The organism is Serratia sp. PL7 (assembly GCF_945957435.1).
The window spans coordinates 1,067,401-1,082,242 of record NZ_CAMFLB010000001.1; the positions used below are offsets into that span (position 1 = coordinate 1,067,401).

General features: G+C 58.5%; 14 protein-coding genes. 2 read left to right on the plus strand and 12 right to left on the minus strand.

Translation table 11 applies throughout. The features are described from left to right. Positions 1-30: 30 nt before the first annotated feature. From N6G83_RS05065 to ydgH, 4 genes are all read right to left on the minus strand, one after another. Positions 31-426 carry a pyridoxamine 5'-phosphate oxidase family protein gene (locus N6G83_RS05065; protein ID WP_025302969.1) on the minus strand — a complete coding sequence of 132 codons (396 nt, stop codon included), beginning with the start codon at positions 424-426 and terminating at the stop codon, positions 31-33. A 33-nt stretch (positions 427-459) separates the two neighbouring features. Beyond that, positions 460-945, minus strand: a complete 486-nt coding sequence (locus N6G83_RS05070) for a hypothetical protein (protein WP_043143614.1) — start codon at positions 943-945, stop codon at positions 460-462. 220 nt (positions 946-1,165) lie between these two features. Continuing rightward, the gene (locus N6G83_RS05075; RefSeq protein WP_049207475.1) at positions 1,166-2,557 is read right to left on the minus strand and encodes an amino acid permease; all 1,392 of its coding nucleotides are present in this window, start codon (positions 2,555-2,557) and stop codon (positions 1,166-1,168) included. 244 nt (positions 2,558-2,801) lie between these two features. Continuing rightward, positions 2,802-3,752: a DUF1471 family protein YdgH gene (gene ydgH / locus N6G83_RS05080; RefSeq protein WP_025302966.1), complete on the minus strand. Its 951-nt coding sequence runs from the start codon at positions 3,750-3,752 to the stop codon at positions 2,802-2,804. 537 nt (positions 3,753-4,289) lie between these two features. Between ydgH and pntA the strand changes: the two genes are divergently transcribed. Both pntA and pntB read left to right on the plus strand, forming a co-directional pair. Beyond that, positions 4,290-5,819 (plus strand): Re/Si-specific NAD(P)(+) transhydrogenase subunit alpha, encoded by a 1,530-nt coding sequence (pntA, locus tag N6G83_RS05085; RefSeq protein WP_089195928.1) that lies wholly within the window; start codon positions 4,290-4,292, stop codon positions 5,817-5,819. Between the two features lie 10 nt (positions 5,820-5,829). Continuing rightward, complete coding sequence (gene pntB / locus N6G83_RS05090; RefSeq protein ID WP_025302964.1) at positions 5,830-7,224, plus strand: Re/Si-specific NAD(P)(+) transhydrogenase subunit beta; 1,395 nt, start codon at positions 5,830-5,832, stop codon at positions 7,222-7,224. 57 nt (positions 7,225-7,281) lie between these two features. Here pntB and uspE read toward each other — a convergent pair whose 3' ends face one another. The 8 genes from uspE to N6G83_RS05130 form a co-directional block, all read right to left on the minus strand. Next, entirely contained in the window at positions 7,282-8,244 is a 963-nt protein-coding gene (uspE, locus tag N6G83_RS05095) for a universal stress protein UspE (RefSeq protein WP_004938281.1), read from the minus strand. Positions 8,245-8,370: 126 nt separating this feature from the next. Then, complete coding sequence (locus tag N6G83_RS05100) at positions 8,371-9,135, minus strand: FNR family transcription factor (RefSeq protein ID WP_004938278.1); 765 nt, start codon at positions 9,133-9,135, stop codon at positions 8,371-8,373. A gap of 271 nt (positions 9,136-9,406) precedes the next feature. After that, positions 9,407-9,931: a methylated-DNA--[protein]-cysteine S-methyltransferase gene (gene ogt, locus N6G83_RS05105; protein WP_025302963.1), complete on the minus strand. Its 525-nt coding sequence runs from the start codon at positions 9,929-9,931 to the stop codon at positions 9,407-9,409. Between the two features lie 219 nt (positions 9,932-10,150). After that, positions 10,151-10,462: a hypothetical protein gene (locus N6G83_RS05110; RefSeq protein WP_025302962.1), complete on the minus strand. Its 312-nt coding sequence runs from the start codon at positions 10,460-10,462 to the stop codon at positions 10,151-10,153. Between the two features lie 306 nt (positions 10,463-10,768). After that, entirely contained in the window at positions 10,769-11,623 is an 855-nt protein-coding gene (locus N6G83_RS05115) for a tagatose bisphosphate family class II aldolase (protein WP_025302961.1), read from the minus strand. 9 nt (positions 11,624-11,632) lie between these two features. Then, positions 11,633-12,799 (minus strand): SIS domain-containing protein, encoded by a 1,167-nt coding sequence (locus tag N6G83_RS05120; protein ID WP_025302960.1) that lies wholly within the window; start codon positions 12,797-12,799, stop codon positions 11,633-11,635. Between the two features lie 26 nt (positions 12,800-12,825). Further along, complete coding sequence (gene agaR, locus N6G83_RS05125; protein ID WP_025302959.1) at positions 12,826-13,596, minus strand: transcriptional repressor AgaR; 771 nt, start codon at positions 13,594-13,596, stop codon at positions 12,826-12,828. Between the two features lie 332 nt (positions 13,597-13,928). Continuing rightward, on the minus strand, positions 13,929-14,834 hold the full coding sequence (locus N6G83_RS05130) for an ROK family protein (RefSeq protein ID WP_025302958.1): 906 nt from the start codon (positions 14,832-14,834) through the stop codon (positions 13,929-13,931). Between the last annotated feature and the right edge of the window lie 8 nt (positions 14,835-14,842).

The following is a 14,842-nucleotide window of genomic DNA, read 5'->3' on the forward strand; positions in this document are numbered from 1 at the left end:
TGAAATCTCACGCCGCGTGACGCGTGCTGTCTAAAGTCGGGTCCCGGCATTGGGACCGGAACGCAGGGTGTAAATACTGTCTATATGTATTAACACCGCGTATTTCGGCGGATTCATCCCGTTTTTTTCTGCAAATGCCAGCGCCTCGTCAAACGGTTTGCCCGTCAGAAACAGTTCGGGTGTACCAACGAAGCGGTAGCCGTCCAGTGCCTCGCGGTCGATGACCACAACGGCCATTTTCGAGCCTTCCTTGATGTTTTGCAGCGTTTGGCCACCGGTATTTTCGTTGTAAATCAGTGTACGGTCATCATAGAGGCGCAGAGAACGCTTGGGGCCGATATCGGGCACGCCGCTCGGGCTGCTGGTTGCCTGCACTGGCAGCTGTTTAGCCAGCATCTTCTTCATCTCGTCATTCAATTCATTCATGGGCAGATTACCCCTCAGGTTGATGTGTCACTGTTAATGCACGGTGGCGGAATGGTGGGTAGCGGGCGCGCAGATGCTGGTTTCCGGCAGACGGTGCTCGCGCAGTAAGTGCAGGGTTTCAATCCTGAAGCGCAGCAGGTGCCGCTCAGCGATCTGCTGCATCTGTTCGCACAGCGACGAATCGGCTAAGAGTTGCTCGATAGCGACTCGGGCCTGATGAACATGCAGCTCGACGCCGCGCAGAGGCTTCTGCCGCAGGCGCAGATGGGTGATGTTGTTGAACGTGACGATCAGCGCGGCAAGGGCAGACTCGAAAATATTCAGCGCTTCAAATCTGGCGGTATAGTCCGCATTCAGCCAAGGCTTCTCGGCGATGATCGCCTGAGCCCCCTCCAGCGCCTGTTGATAGCTGGTCATCGCCTGGCGATCGTGCCGCTGATTAAACGCCGTGTTGCCCTCGGCGATCAGCGCCTCCCAGGCGGCAAACAAAGGTAATGCGTGCAGCAGTTTCTCAGCCATGAAATGCCTTCCATTTTAGCCTGTCTTCATCCGCCGCCTGACGCCTCTCGCCAGGGGCACTCGCGTCTTACCATTAATCAATAAATGATAATGATAATTAATTGCATTTGAGATCGCAAGCGTGGCGCATGGCTGACTGTGCAAAGGGAGGGTAAGCGTGGTAGCAGGGGAAAAGAGGAAGCAAAATGCGGCTGACGGGCAGCCGCATTGACGGGGCACTTTAGTGCAGCATAAACCAGCCGGCGGGCAGCGTGGCCACCAGCAGCAGTAAGATACTGCCTTTTTCCAGGCGATTCAGCAGATTGATATCCTGATGGCCGCGACGGGCGTACATGAACACCAACAGGCCCGGCGCATACAGCAGCACCGACATCAGCAGGTGCATCAGACCGGAAGCGTACAGCAGCCACAAACCATAGACGCAGGCGCCGGTGGCGGCGAAGATCAGGCGTTTGTCGCGGCGGCGGTAAGCCACCTTAAACAGAAATGCGCCGACCAAGAAGTAAGGCACCAGGATCATTTCCGACGCGATGGTCAACAGCGAGTTGTAGTTGCTACCGGTCAGCCAGATCAGCACCAGCGCCAGCTGTACCGCGATGTTGGTCAGCCACAGCGAAGACGCTGGGGCGTGATGGCGGTTCTGCTTGCCGAACACGCGCGGAAACGCGCCGTGCTGTGCGGCCAGCAGCGGCACTTCCGCCGCCATGATGGTCCAGCTGAGGTAGGCGCCGCACACGGAGATGATAAGTCCAGCGGCGATGATCACGTCTCCCCACGGGCCAATCAGTTCCACCATCAGCACCGCCATCGACGGATTGCGCATGTCGGCCAGTTCGCTGCGTGGCACCACGCCCAGCGACAGCAAGGTGACCATCAGGTACACCGCCAGCGCCGACAGCACTGCCAGCATGGTGGCGCGGCCCACGTCTTTCTTATTGCGGGCGCGAGCAGAAACCACCACGGCGCCTTCCACGCCGATAAACACCCACAGGGTGATCAGCATGGTATCCTTGACCTGTTCCCACACCGGCTTGCCGAGGGCGACACCTTTGAAATCCAGCGTGAACACGTCCATTTTGAAGGCGATCGCCGCCAAAACGGCGAACATCCCCAATGGCAGCAGCTTGGCGAGGGTGGCCGCCAAGTTAATGCTGGCGGCAGTTTGCACGCCGCGCAGTACCAACGCGTGCACGATCCACAGCAGGGCGGATTCGGCGATCAGCGCCTGCCAGGTATTGCCGTCACCGAGAATCACGTTGCCGCCGCGATCGGTGAAAATACTCAGCGCCGCAAACACGATCACCAGATACGAGACGTTGGCGATCACGGCGCACAGCCAGTAACCCCAGGCGGAGCAGAAGCCCATCAGCTCGCCGAATCCTTCTTTGGCGTAGGTGAAGATGCCGCCGTCCAGATCCGGGCGCAGACGCGTAAGCAACAGCATGGCGAACGCCAAAAACAGAATGCCGACGCCGGTGATCCCCCAACCCAGCAGCAACGCGGCGGGGCTGGCGACCTGCGCCATGTTTTGCGGCAGACTGAACACGCCGGCGCCCAGCATCGAGCTGAGCACCAAAGCGGTTAGCGCGGTAAGACCGAGTTTTTTTTCCAATGACGGATCCTGAACGCAGAATAAACAACTGGAAGGGAACTGCTTGGCGGCAACAATGTGTTAACAACCACTGCGCGAATAGACAATAGCCCTAAAAATTGGCGCAAATTCTACGGAGGGATGATTAGAGATGCAATGATTGAATATGCGGAATTTACAAAAAACTATTCAACGAGCGGCGAAAAGAACGGCAATAAAAACGGGCAGCTCAAGGGCTGCCCGATGGTAAACCGAAAAGCGGGTTTTATTTGAACAGATCGGCGCTGACGGTCAGGTTGCCGCCGCTCTTGTTCTGCCATTGGCGAGTGACGTGATAGTACTTGGCGCCTTTCTCGGCCGCGCGTTTCGCCACTTCGGTGGACACGTCGGTCATGCTGTTGAAGTGGCCGGTGAAGGTGACGGAATCGAACGGCACCATCTGCGCGGCGGTCACGTTGTTCACTTCCTGGATCTTGGTGCCGTTAGGCAGCGTGACGGTATAGCGCTGGCCGGTAGAGGACTGCGTTTCGAAGAAACGGCCCACTTCGCGGCTTGGCGAACCGGAAGACGCGACGCCAGGGATTTCGACTTTCGCGGCTGCGGCACCACCGGCGGCCAGTGCGGCGCGGCCGGCGTCAGAATCAGCCGGGATAGCGTCCGGGCTCTGCACGCGGCGTTTCGGCGCATCGGCCTTATAGATGTACGCGGTGACGAACTGGTTGCCGCCGGAGTTGGCGTCAACCTGGCGCACGATGAAGAACGAGGCGGCGCCTTTTTTCTGCGCTTCTTTGGAGATGGCGTCGTTGATGTCCGGCTGGCTGCGGTAGAAACCGCTGACGCTCACGGTATCGTAAGGCTCCAGCAGGTAGGCTTCCTCTTTAGGCAGTTCATTCACGCCGTTAAATACGCGGTATTTTGGTGTTTTGCTCACTTCTGGCGCATCTTTATGATAAAGGTCTGCGGTGACGCGCCAGTTGCCGCCGTTGTTGCTGTTGTTGCTGTCCTGGATATAGAAGGAATCGGCACCCAGTTTGTCTGCACGGCGGGATACGGCGTCGACGGCTTCATTGATGGCATTGAAGCGGCCGGTAATCGTGATGCGATCAAACGGCTTCAGCGCCGCTGCTTTCTCAGGAGTTAACTCTTGCGCCGCATGAGCAGACAGCGCGGTGAGTGATAACAAGGCTGACGCGATGATCGTGGTCTTCAGCTTCATAAAAAATCCTTTCGCCTAGCGCATTAACGTTTATAACGTACTGAACTGTTTAAGTGTAATTCAGCCGTCGATTATTACATGTAATTCTGAAAACTGTCTCAGCATTTTATGTTATCCCGTGCGACAAATCGCTTACGGTGACGCGGGCCGCACGGATGGCGCCATCATCATAAGTTTCCATAATAAAGGCTTTGGTGTCATTAATGTTAATTATTCACAAAATGATAACTTTTATGCTTTTTCGCCGCGTGTGGCCATCAATCGTTACGCCGGGCGTAAACCTCTTGTCACGCAGAATGTGCTGTTCTGTATGGATTTTTTCACAGTAAATTGCGATTTGTCATATCACGCGCGGCATTTTTATGTAAAAACAGAGCTGAATGCGTAAGCAATTATGGATCATCGACCTTATTTTCAGTAGGTTATAGTTGGCGTCTGAAATCAGTGCGGGCAAGTTAACGCCTTGCTCGCCGGTGGCGTCGTGCTATGGGCAGGAAAATAATAAACATCATCCAAGACAGGTGAGAAGGGAACATTATGCGTATTGGTGTACCAAGAGAGCGGTTGGCCAATGAAGCCCGGGTCGCAGCCACGCCGAAAACGGTGGAACAACTGCTGAAGCTGGGTTTTACCGTCGCGATTGAACGCGGGGCGGGCAAACTGGCCAGTTTTGACGACGTCGCCTACGAAGCCGCCGGTGCGGCGCTGGTCGACGAAAACGAAGTGTGGCAGTCGGATCTGATCCTGAAAGTCAACGCGCCGCAAGACGACGAGATCGCCTTGATGCGCGAAGGCAGCACGCTGGTCAGCTTTATCTGGCCGGCGCAAAACCCCGAGCTGATGGCCAAGCTGGCGGCGCGCAACGTCACCGCGCTGGCGATGGATTCGGTGCCGCGCATCTCGCGCGCCCAGTCGATGGATGCGCTGAGCTCGATGGCCAATATCGCCGGCTACCGCGCGATCGTCGAAGCGGCGCATGAGTTCGGCCGCTTCTTCACCGGCCAGATCACCGCCGCCGGCAAAGTGCCGCCGGCTAAGGTGATGATCATCGGCGCCGGCGTGGCCGGCCTGGCGGCGATCGGCGCTGCGGGCAGCCTCGGCGCCATCGTGCGCGCCTTCGACACCCGCCCGGAAGTGAAAGAGCAGGTGCAGAGCATGGGCGCGGAATTCCTCGAGCTGGATTTTGAAGAGGAAGCGGGCAGCGGCGACGGTTACGCCAAAGTGATGTCCGAAGCCTTTATCAAGGCCGAGATGGCGCTGTTTGCCGCACAGGCGGCGGAGGTTGATATCATCGTCACCACCGCGCTGATCCCAGGCAAACCGGCGCCGAAGCTCATCACCAAAGAGATGGTGGCGTCGATGAAGCCGGGTAGCGTGATCGTCGATCTGGCGGCGCAAACCGGCGGCAACTGCGAACTGACCGTGGCCGACACCATTACCGTGACCGGCAACGGCGTGAAAATCATCGGCTATACCGACCTGCCGAGCCGCTTGCCGACCCAATCTTCGCAGCTGTACGGCACCAACCTGGTCAACCTGTTGAAGCTGCTATCGAAAGAGAAAAACGGCGAGATCGACATCGATTTCGACGATACGGTGATCCGCGGCGTTACCGTGGTGCGCAGCGGTGAAGTCACCTGGCCAGCGCCGCCAATCCAGGTCTCCGCCCAGCCGAAAGCGGCACCTGCCGCTGCACCGGTCGCCAAACCCGAAGCCAAACCGACCTCGCCGTGGCTGAAGTACGGCCTGATGGCCCTGGCGATCCTGCTGTTCGGCTGGCTGGCGGACGCGGCGCCGAAAGAGTTCTTGTCGCACTTTACCGTGTTCGCGCTGGCCTGCGTGGTCGGTTACTACGTGGTCTGGAACGTCAGCCATGCGCTGCATACTCCGTTGATGTCGGTCACCAACGCGATATCAGGGATTATCGTGGTCGGTGCGCTGCTGCAAATTGGCCACGGCGGCTGGGTGAGTTTCCTCTCCTTTATCGCCGTGCTGATCGCCAGCATCAACATTTTTGGTGGATTCACCGTCACTCAGCGCATGCTGAAGATGTTCCGCAAGAACTAAGGGGTAACAAATGTCTGGAGGATTGGTTACAGCTGCATACATTGTTGCCGCTATTTTGTTTATTTTCAGCCTGGCGGGCCTGTCGCGTCATGAAACGTCGAAGCAGGGCAACCTGTTCGGCGTCGCCGGTATGGCGATCGCGCTGATCGCCACCATTCTGGGGCCGGATTCCGGCAACGTCGGCTGGATCATCATCGCCATGATCATCGGCGGTTCGATCGGCGTCTATCTGGCGAAGAAGGTCGAGATGACCGAAATGCCGGAACTGGTGGCGGTGCTGCACAGCTTCGTTGGCCTGGCCGCGGTGCTGGTCGGTTTCAATAGCTACCTGGATCACGGCGCGCCGATGGAACCGGTGATGGCGAATATCCATCTGACCGAAGTGTTCCTCGGCATCTTTATCGGTGCGGTGACCTTCACCGGGTCGATCGTCGCCTTCGGTAAGCTGCGCGGCATCATCTCTTCCAAGCCGCTGATGCTGCCGAATCGCCACAAGCTGAACCTGGCGGCGCTGGTGATCTCGTTCTTGCTGCTGGTGGCGTTCGTGCGCGCCGACAGCGTGGGCTGGCAGGTGGTGACGCTGCTGCTGATGACGGCGATCGCGCTGGCGTTCGGCTGGCATCTGGTTGCCTCGATCGGCGGCGCCGACATGCCGGTGGTGGTGTCGATGCTCAACTCTTACTCAGGGTGGGCCGCGGCCGCGGCGGGCTTCATGCTGAGCAACGATCTGCTGATCGTCACCGGCGCGCTGGTGGGCTCTTCGGGGGCTATCCTGTCTTACATCATGTGTAAGGCGATGAACCGTTCGTTTATCAGCGTGATCGCCGGCGGTTTCGGCAGTGACGGTTCATCCACCGGCGATGCCGAAGAGATGGGCGAATACCGTGAAACCACGGCGGAAGAGGTGGCCGAGCAGTTGAAGAACTCCACCTCGGTGATCATCACCCCGGGTTACGGCATGGCGGTGGCACAGGCGCAATATCCGGTGGCGGAAATCACCGAGAAACTGCGGGCGCGCGGCGTGAAGGTCCGTTTCGGTATTCACCCGGTCGCCGGGCGCTTGCCGGGCCACATGAACGTGCTGCTGGCGGAGGCGAAGGTGCCGTACGATGTGGTGCTGGAGATGGATGAAATCAACGAAGATTTCCCGGATACCGACACCGTGCTGGTGATCGGCGCCAACGACACGGTGAACCCGGCGGCGCTGGAAGATCCGCGCAGCCCGATCGCTGGCATGCCGGTACTGGAAGTGTGGAAAGCGCAGAACGTGATCGCGTTCAAACGGTCGATGAACACCGGCTACGCCGGCGTGCAAAACCCGCTGTTCTTCAAGGAGAACACTCAGATGCTGTTTGGCGACGCCAAAGACAGCGTGGAAGCGATTCTGCGGGCGTTGCAGAAGTAAAATTGGGCAACCAAAGAAAAACGGGCCGCTTAGCGGCCCGTTTTTTATGCGCGAAGCTTAATCTTCGTCGTCGTGTTCGTCGTCTTCATCCGCTTCGATCGGGCAGTTGAAGTTTTCCGGTTTAATCACCAGCAGGTCGCATTTCAGATGATCGATCACATGTTCCGCGGTGTTGCCGATAAAGGCGGCTGAAATGCCGGTGCGGCCCAGGGTGCCCAGCACCACCACGCCGGCCTGCAGGTGTTCGGCCAGATCGGGGATCACCTCTTCCGGCAGGCCTTTTTCTACGTGGGTGAACTCTTCCTTAATGCAGAATTTCTGCCGCAGCGCCTTCATGGCGATCAGGTGCTGGCCGCGAATGGCGTCGTTGTAGACGCTCGGGTCGAAGTCGGGCAGTTCGATGGCGATGTTGATCGGCGTGACGGGATAGGCGCCGACCAGGTGAACCTCGGTCTGGTTGACGTTTTGCGCCAGTTCGACGGTTTCTTGCACCAGTTTGATATTGAGCGGGTCGTGATAGGGTTCTTCGCTGGCCAGGTTGACCGCCACCAGCGCTTTGCCGCCTTCCGGCCAGGGCTGGTCTTTCACCATCCACACCGGGCAAGGGCATTTGCGCAGCAGGTGCCAGTCGGTGGGGGTAAAGATCACCGACTCCAACCGGTCGTGCTGGTGCGCCATTTTCAGCAGCAGGTCATGTTGGCCAGAAAGCACTTCCTGAATGATGGCTTCGAAGGGGCGGTTATGCCAGACCACTTTGATTTCGATCGGCACGCCGTCGTTGAGGTAGAAGCGGCACTGTTCATTGATCCAGGCGGCGCGTTGGCTGATCACACCTTGCCGCATCGCCGTTCTTTCGTCCGGGGAGAGCAGGGTCGTCATTTCGTAAGAGAAGTCGTAAATGGGCAGGAAGGCTTTGATGCGCCCGCCGTTCCGTTTTACCAGGTACACGGCGCGGCGCAATGCCGGCTGATCGTCCTGATTGGGGTCAATAGCCACCAGAAGATTCTGATACTTCGCCATAGGGCCTCCTTACAGCTGAAATCAACAGTCTGTTAATTTACAGAGTAACCCAACATTGAAAAACAGAACAACAACAGAAGCGTGCCGGATCAACAATTTCGGGGAAATGTTGATCCGGCAGGGGGATCAGGCGTTGACGGTCACGTTGATACGTGGCGTTCCGGCCAGCACCGACAGGGCGTCGGCATTTTCGATGGTGATGTATTTGCCTTTCACGCTGAGAATTTCGCTTTTCTGGAAGCGGCCCAGCAGGCGGCTGATGGTTTCCACCGTCAGGCCGAGGTAGTTGCCGATGTCGCCACGGGTCATGGTCAACCGGAACTCGCGCGGTGAGAAGCCACGTTCCGCGAAGCGACGCGACAGGTTGTAAACGAACGCCGCCAGGCGCTCTTCGGCATTTTTCTTCGACAGCAGCAGGATCATGTCCTGGTCGCCTTTGATCTCGCCGCTCATCAGCCGCATGATCTGCTGACGCAGGTTGGGCATTTTGCCGGACAGATCGTCGAGGGTCTCGAACGGGATCTCGCACACCATCGAGGTTTCCAGCGCCTGGGCGAAGCTCGGGTGCTTCAGGCCGCCGATGGCATCGAAGCCCACCAGGTCACCCGCCAGGTGGAAACCGGTGATTTGCTCGTCGCCTTGCTCGGTGATGGTGTAGCTTTTGATGGTCCCGGAACGGATCGCGTACAGCGATTTCAGCTCGTCGCCGGCCTTGAACAGGGTCTGGCCTTTCTGGATGGGCTTTTTCCTCTCGATAATGTTGTCGAGCTGGTCCAGCTCGTGAGCATTAAGGGTGAAAGGAATGCACAGCTGGCTGATGCTGCAGTCCTGGCAATGGATCGCACAACCACCAGACTGGATACGACGAATCACGCGTTTTTCCGGGATCATAGATTACGCTCATTCAATAATTGATATGAGTCAATTTTAACATCTTTTGCTGCAGCTGATAAGGGTGGCATTAGCATGAATAGGGGTATTGTGTGCGAATTTTGCGCACACATGCCGCCGATTATTCTGTATGGGACTGAAGTTATGAGTATTATTTGTGACTTATGCGTTTTATTCACACAAGCTATTAATAGTACCCAAGTGGTCACGCGCGCGGCGTAGAGCAATGTGTTTTATTAAGCAGCGCCAAACAATGGCGCTGGATAGGTGGCTACAGCAAATTTTTCGGCAGGTAGCCTTCGTGCTGCAGCAGCCACTGCTTGCGTTGTACGCCGCCGGCATAGCCGGTCAGCGCGCCCTGCGAACCGATCACTCGGTGGCAGGGCACCACGATGCTGATCGGATTTGAACCGTTGGCCATGCCGACCGCGCGCGAGGCGGTCGGACGGCCGATGCGTTGCGCCAGTTGGCCGTAGGTCAGGATCTCGCCGCAGGGGATTTGGCGCAGCTGTTGCCACACGGTGCGTTGGAACTCGGTGCCGGCAGTCATCACCGGCAACCGATCGATAATGCTCAGTTCACCGGCGAAATAGCGCTGCATGGCGTCGGTCAGCCCGCTGGGATCGCGCTGTTCGCGCAGGGTGAAGCGATCGGCGCGGTAGTGGGTATTCAGCAGCTTCATGAGGCGCGCTTCGTGATCGGTCCAGTCAATCGCCCGCAGGCGCCCCTGTTCATCGGCAATCAGCACCAGTTCACCCACCGGCGTAGCGGTACGATCAATCAAAAAAGTCTGCATCTGGATCACTCCTCGGTTTAGTGTGGGGATTATCGCATGAAACGGAGGGAGACGATGGCGGATTTCGGACATGTTGATGGGCAACCGCAGGGTTACCCAAATAGGCGGCTCAGGGGAAGCCAGGGAGTCATTGTTCGACGAATTTATAAAATAAATTTATAAGTTATCAAGACAAGTTGTTTCTTGTTTATTATTTCATCAAGCATTGACACATTGGGGTTACTTATAGCTGATGGTCACACGCTTTAAATAGGGATTGTTATTCACCATTTCACTGGTGACGGCAGAGACTAATTCTTTTGGCATCTCTTTTAACGAAGAAGAAATATACCCGTTCTGATATTCCGTCACTTTGCCGAAACAGTTGGAGATAAGCTGTTCATCCTGATGTGTGATGGCGCAGGTTGGCGTAGTAATGGCGCCGGTGAAGCGCACGACGCCGGAGGCGACCTGGCTTCCGGAAAGCGGTTTTGCTTGCAGAGCGAAGGGCAGAATGACCAATGTGCTTAATACGGCTAAGTAATGGTTCATACGCTGTTCCTCTTAGAGTAAAGAATGCTGCCAATTAAAAACAAGCATGCTTGTTTTCATTAAATAAGCTATTTCGTGTGGCGAAATAAAAACGAATGGGCAAAATTCCTACTGCCTTCATCCAATGGGTTTGATAATAGGGAGGTAGGGTGAGCAAAACCATGATTTGGATCATAGTGAAGACCGGTTAATGGTTTCCGGTGCGGGCAGGGTAAAAGGCTGTGATCGTTCTCTCAGGAAAGCGGGGAATGGCGGGATGTTTTCGCCCCCGTGGTGTAACGGCAGGAACCGGGGGCGAGAGCGGGCTTACAGCATGCCGCTGCTGCCGCAGATGCGGATCTTTTCCGCTACCACTTCTTTCATCGCCAGCTTGCCGGGGACGATGTATTTGCGCGGATCGTTAGCATCCGGGTGCTGCGAAAAGTAGCTTTTTACCGCATCGGCGAAGGCGATTTTCAGTTCGGTAGCGACGTTGACCTTGCAGACGCCGAGCGAAATCGCGCGCTTGACCATCGCTTCCGGAATGCCGGAGGCGCCGTGCAGCACCAGGGGCACGTCCACCTGTTCGCGGATCAGCGCCAGGCGCTCGAAGTCCAGCTTCGGCTCGCCGTGATACAGGCCGTGGGCGGAACCGATCGCCACCGCCAGCGAATCGATGCCGGTGGCGGCGACAAACTCGCGTGCCGCCATCGGGTCGGTATAGAAGCTGTCCGCGGTATCGACGATCAGATCGTCTTCCTGCCCGCCCAGGCGGCCCAGCTCCGCCTCCACGCTGGCGCCATAGCGGTGGCACAGGGCCACTGCGGCGGCCACCTTGGCGATGTTCTGCTCGAACGGCAGATGGGAACCGTCGATCATCACCGAGCGGATACCGCTTTTCACCTTGTGCTCGATGTCGTCCAGCTCTTCGTGATGATCCAGATGCAGCGCCAGCGGCAAATCGTAGCGGTGCGCGGCCGATTGGCAAATGCCGATCAGGTAGTCGGTGCCGGCGTAGCTGAAGGTGCCGGGCGTGCCGGCCATGATCACCGGTGAGCGCAGCTCGGCGGCGGTCTCCGCCACCACCTGCACGGTTTCCAGATTGTGGACGTTAAACGCCGGAACGGCGTAACCCTGGCGCTGTGCCTTGAGCAGCATTTCTCGATTGGCTATCAGATACATGGGATCTCCTTACAACTCAGGGGAGGGAAAACGGTAAATCGTCACGCCTTTCACCACCCGGTTGACCTCGCCGGTCGGGCACGGGTTGTCCGGGGTCAGCCCCAGCGCCAGTGAACTCTCGAAGGCCAGCATCTGGGTGAACAGCAGATACGGGAACAGCAGCCAGATATCGTCAGCCGCGTCGTGCATATTCAGCAGAGCGTCGGACAGGGGTTGGCGTTCGCCGGTCAATCCGACCAACTGCATCGCCAGCCCGTCGCGCTGCAGCTCGTTCCACAGATCGCGGTCATACTGGCGGGCGTAGTCGTCGAGGGAGAACATCAGCACCACCAACGTCTGGCCGTCGACCATGAATTTCGGGCCGTGGCGCAGGCCGAGCGGCGAGTCGTAGCGCGTAACGATGCGGCCGGCGGTCAGCTCCAGCATCTTGAGCGAGGCCTCTTCGGCGAGGCCGGTAAAGCAGCTGCCGCCGAGGGTGATGTAGCGGCGGAAACCGCTGGCGGCCAGCACTTTCACCTGCGGCTGCAGCGTTTCGCGCAGTGCGCGGCAGCGCTGCACCATGGCGCTCAGCGGTGCCTGGGCGGCCTCGAGCGACGTTGGGCCGAGCAGCAGCGCGGCGCTCAGCATCATGCAGCTGAAGCTGGAGGTCATGGCGAAGCTCTGATCGTTGGAACCTTGCGGCATCACCAACGAACAGACGTTGTCACGCCGATGCGCGTACTGCGCCAGCCGGCTGTCCGGGTTGCACACTAGCATCAGGTGATAGCTTTCCGGCAGCAGCTGGTCGGCCAGCTCCACCGTCGCCACGCTTTCGGGGCTGTTGCCCGAGCGGGCGAAAGAGACCAGCAGCGTCGGCCGATCAGGGTCGAGATACTGCAGCGGGTTGGCGACGATATCGGTGGTGCCGTAGGCTACCACGTCGCGGCCGGTGCGTTCGCGCAGCCAGGGCGCCAGGGCACGGCCGGCAAATGCCGAACTGCCGGCGCCGCACAGGACGATCTGCAGGCGCGGATTGGCCAGCAGCGGCGCCAGGAACGGCTGCCACTGCGCCTGTTGATCCTGCAGCTGCCGGTGCAGCGCTGCCCACAGATCCGGCTGTTGCCAAATTTCTGCGGCGGTGTGCCAGGCGTTGCGCTGCTTCAGCCAATCCGCCTCGTAAGAGAAATACGCGTTCATGATGACAGCTCCTTAAAAAGCCTCGGTTAACGGTCGGCGATAATCACGTCGATCCCTAAATGGTGCAGCGCCTGCAGGTAGTGCGCCGGAATGCGGCTGTCGGTGACCAGACGGTGGATCTGGCCGATTTCGCGGATCATGCAAAAACTGGTGCGGCCGAATTTGCTGGCGTCGGCGATGGCGATCACTTCACGCGCCACCTCGCACATCACGCGGTTCAGCTGCGCTTCGCCCGGATCCGGCGTGGTGATGCCGCTCGTGAGATCGAAACCGTCGACGCCGAGAAACAGCTTGTCGAACCGGTATTGGCGCAGCTGCTGTTCGGCGGCCGGGCCGTAAAGCGACCAGGCTTTGCGGCGCACGCTGCCCCCGACCACCATCAGATCGATCTGCTCGTTGCTGGCTAATTCGAAGGCGATGTTGAGCGCGTTGGTCATCACCACCAGATCCTTTTTCCCCGCCAACTGCGGCGCCATCTGGCTGGTGGTGGAGCCGGAGTCGAGGATGACGGCATCGCCGTCTTCAATCAGCGCCGCGGCCGCGCAGGCGATGACGTGTTTTACGTCGCGATTGAGGCGGCCCTTGTCCTGCAATGGGCGGTCGAAGGCGAACTGTTTGTTCAACATGGCGCCGCCGTAGGCGCGCACCGCGCAGCCGTGTTTTTCCAGCTGGCGCAGATCGCTGCGGATGGTGACGCTGGACACCGAAAACTGCTGGCTGAGCTGCTCCACGCGCACTGTGCCCTCGCGGCACAGCTGGTCGATAATTAATTCCCGGCGTTTTGCGGTATTGATCATTAACGCAGACTCCTGATTTACCTGTAGCCGTGCCCGACCGCGGCTTAATAAGCCGCAGCGATACCGACCGGAGCGCTTTCAGTTGTTCGTCGCGAATTACAGCAAACGAAACACTGAAATGCAATCGATTAATTTTAAAATACCTATATCTATCAGATGGTTATATTTAATTTTGGTTTTAGTTTAATGCCAACCGAAAGCGGTGTTAACGCAAAGTGAAAACGGCAAATTCGTTATTTTTCAGTCGCCAATTCCCGGCATTTAATTATTCAGCCCGTCGAGGCCGAAAGCCGCAACGATCGCTCGACAACCGCCGGGCTTTCACTGTTTTTTTATGCCGGCGCGCGTAAAAGCGCCGCGCCGCGTACGCCGCTGCTGTCACCGTGCACCGGCGGGAACACCGCCGCCGGTTCCACGCCCGGCAGCAGCCAGCGCCGCATCACCGGCGGCAACAGCCGGTAAAGCTCGCCGACGTTGGACAAGCCACCGCCCAGCACGAAGGCATCAACATCCAGCAGCAGCTGTAAGCCGGCCAGCGCGCTGGCCAGAATGTCGACGTAAATCGTCATCAGCCGATGCGCGAGCGCATCACCGGCACGATAGCTGGCGACCAGCGCTGGCACGTCGGCGGCCGGATGGGCGAAATGGCGGCTCAACGCTAGCAGTCCGCTGCCGGAGACGTAGCGCTCAAAGCAGCCGGTCAGCCCGCAGTTGCAGCCGAACAGCGGCAGATCGTAACGCTGCGCCAACTGGGCCGAGATCGGCATATGGCCCCATTCACCCGCCACGCCGCTGCGTCCCTTATGCAGTTGCCGGTTCACCACCAGGCCACCGCCGGCACCGGTGCCGATGATGGCGCCGAACACCAGCGGCAGGTGTGCGGTTTGCGGCGTACTGGCTTCCGACAGCGCGAAGCAGCGGCAATCGTTCTCGATGGCGATCGGCCGCGCCAGCGCCTGCGTCAAATCATCCGCCAGGCAATGCCCGGTCAGGCAGGGCACGTTGACCGCCAGCTGGCGGCGGCTGACGGGATCGGTGATCCCCGGTAAACCGATGCCGATGCTGCCGCGCGTATGCAGTTCGCGATCCGCCTGCTCGACCAGCCCGGCGATGCAGGCCACGAATTCGCCGTAATCTCTGGTTGGGGTGCGCACCCGCTGGATCAGCACCTGATTGAGCCGGCGATCGTAAGCGGCCATTTCAATCTTGGTGCCGCCGATGTCGAAGCCGTAACGCATCTCTGTCG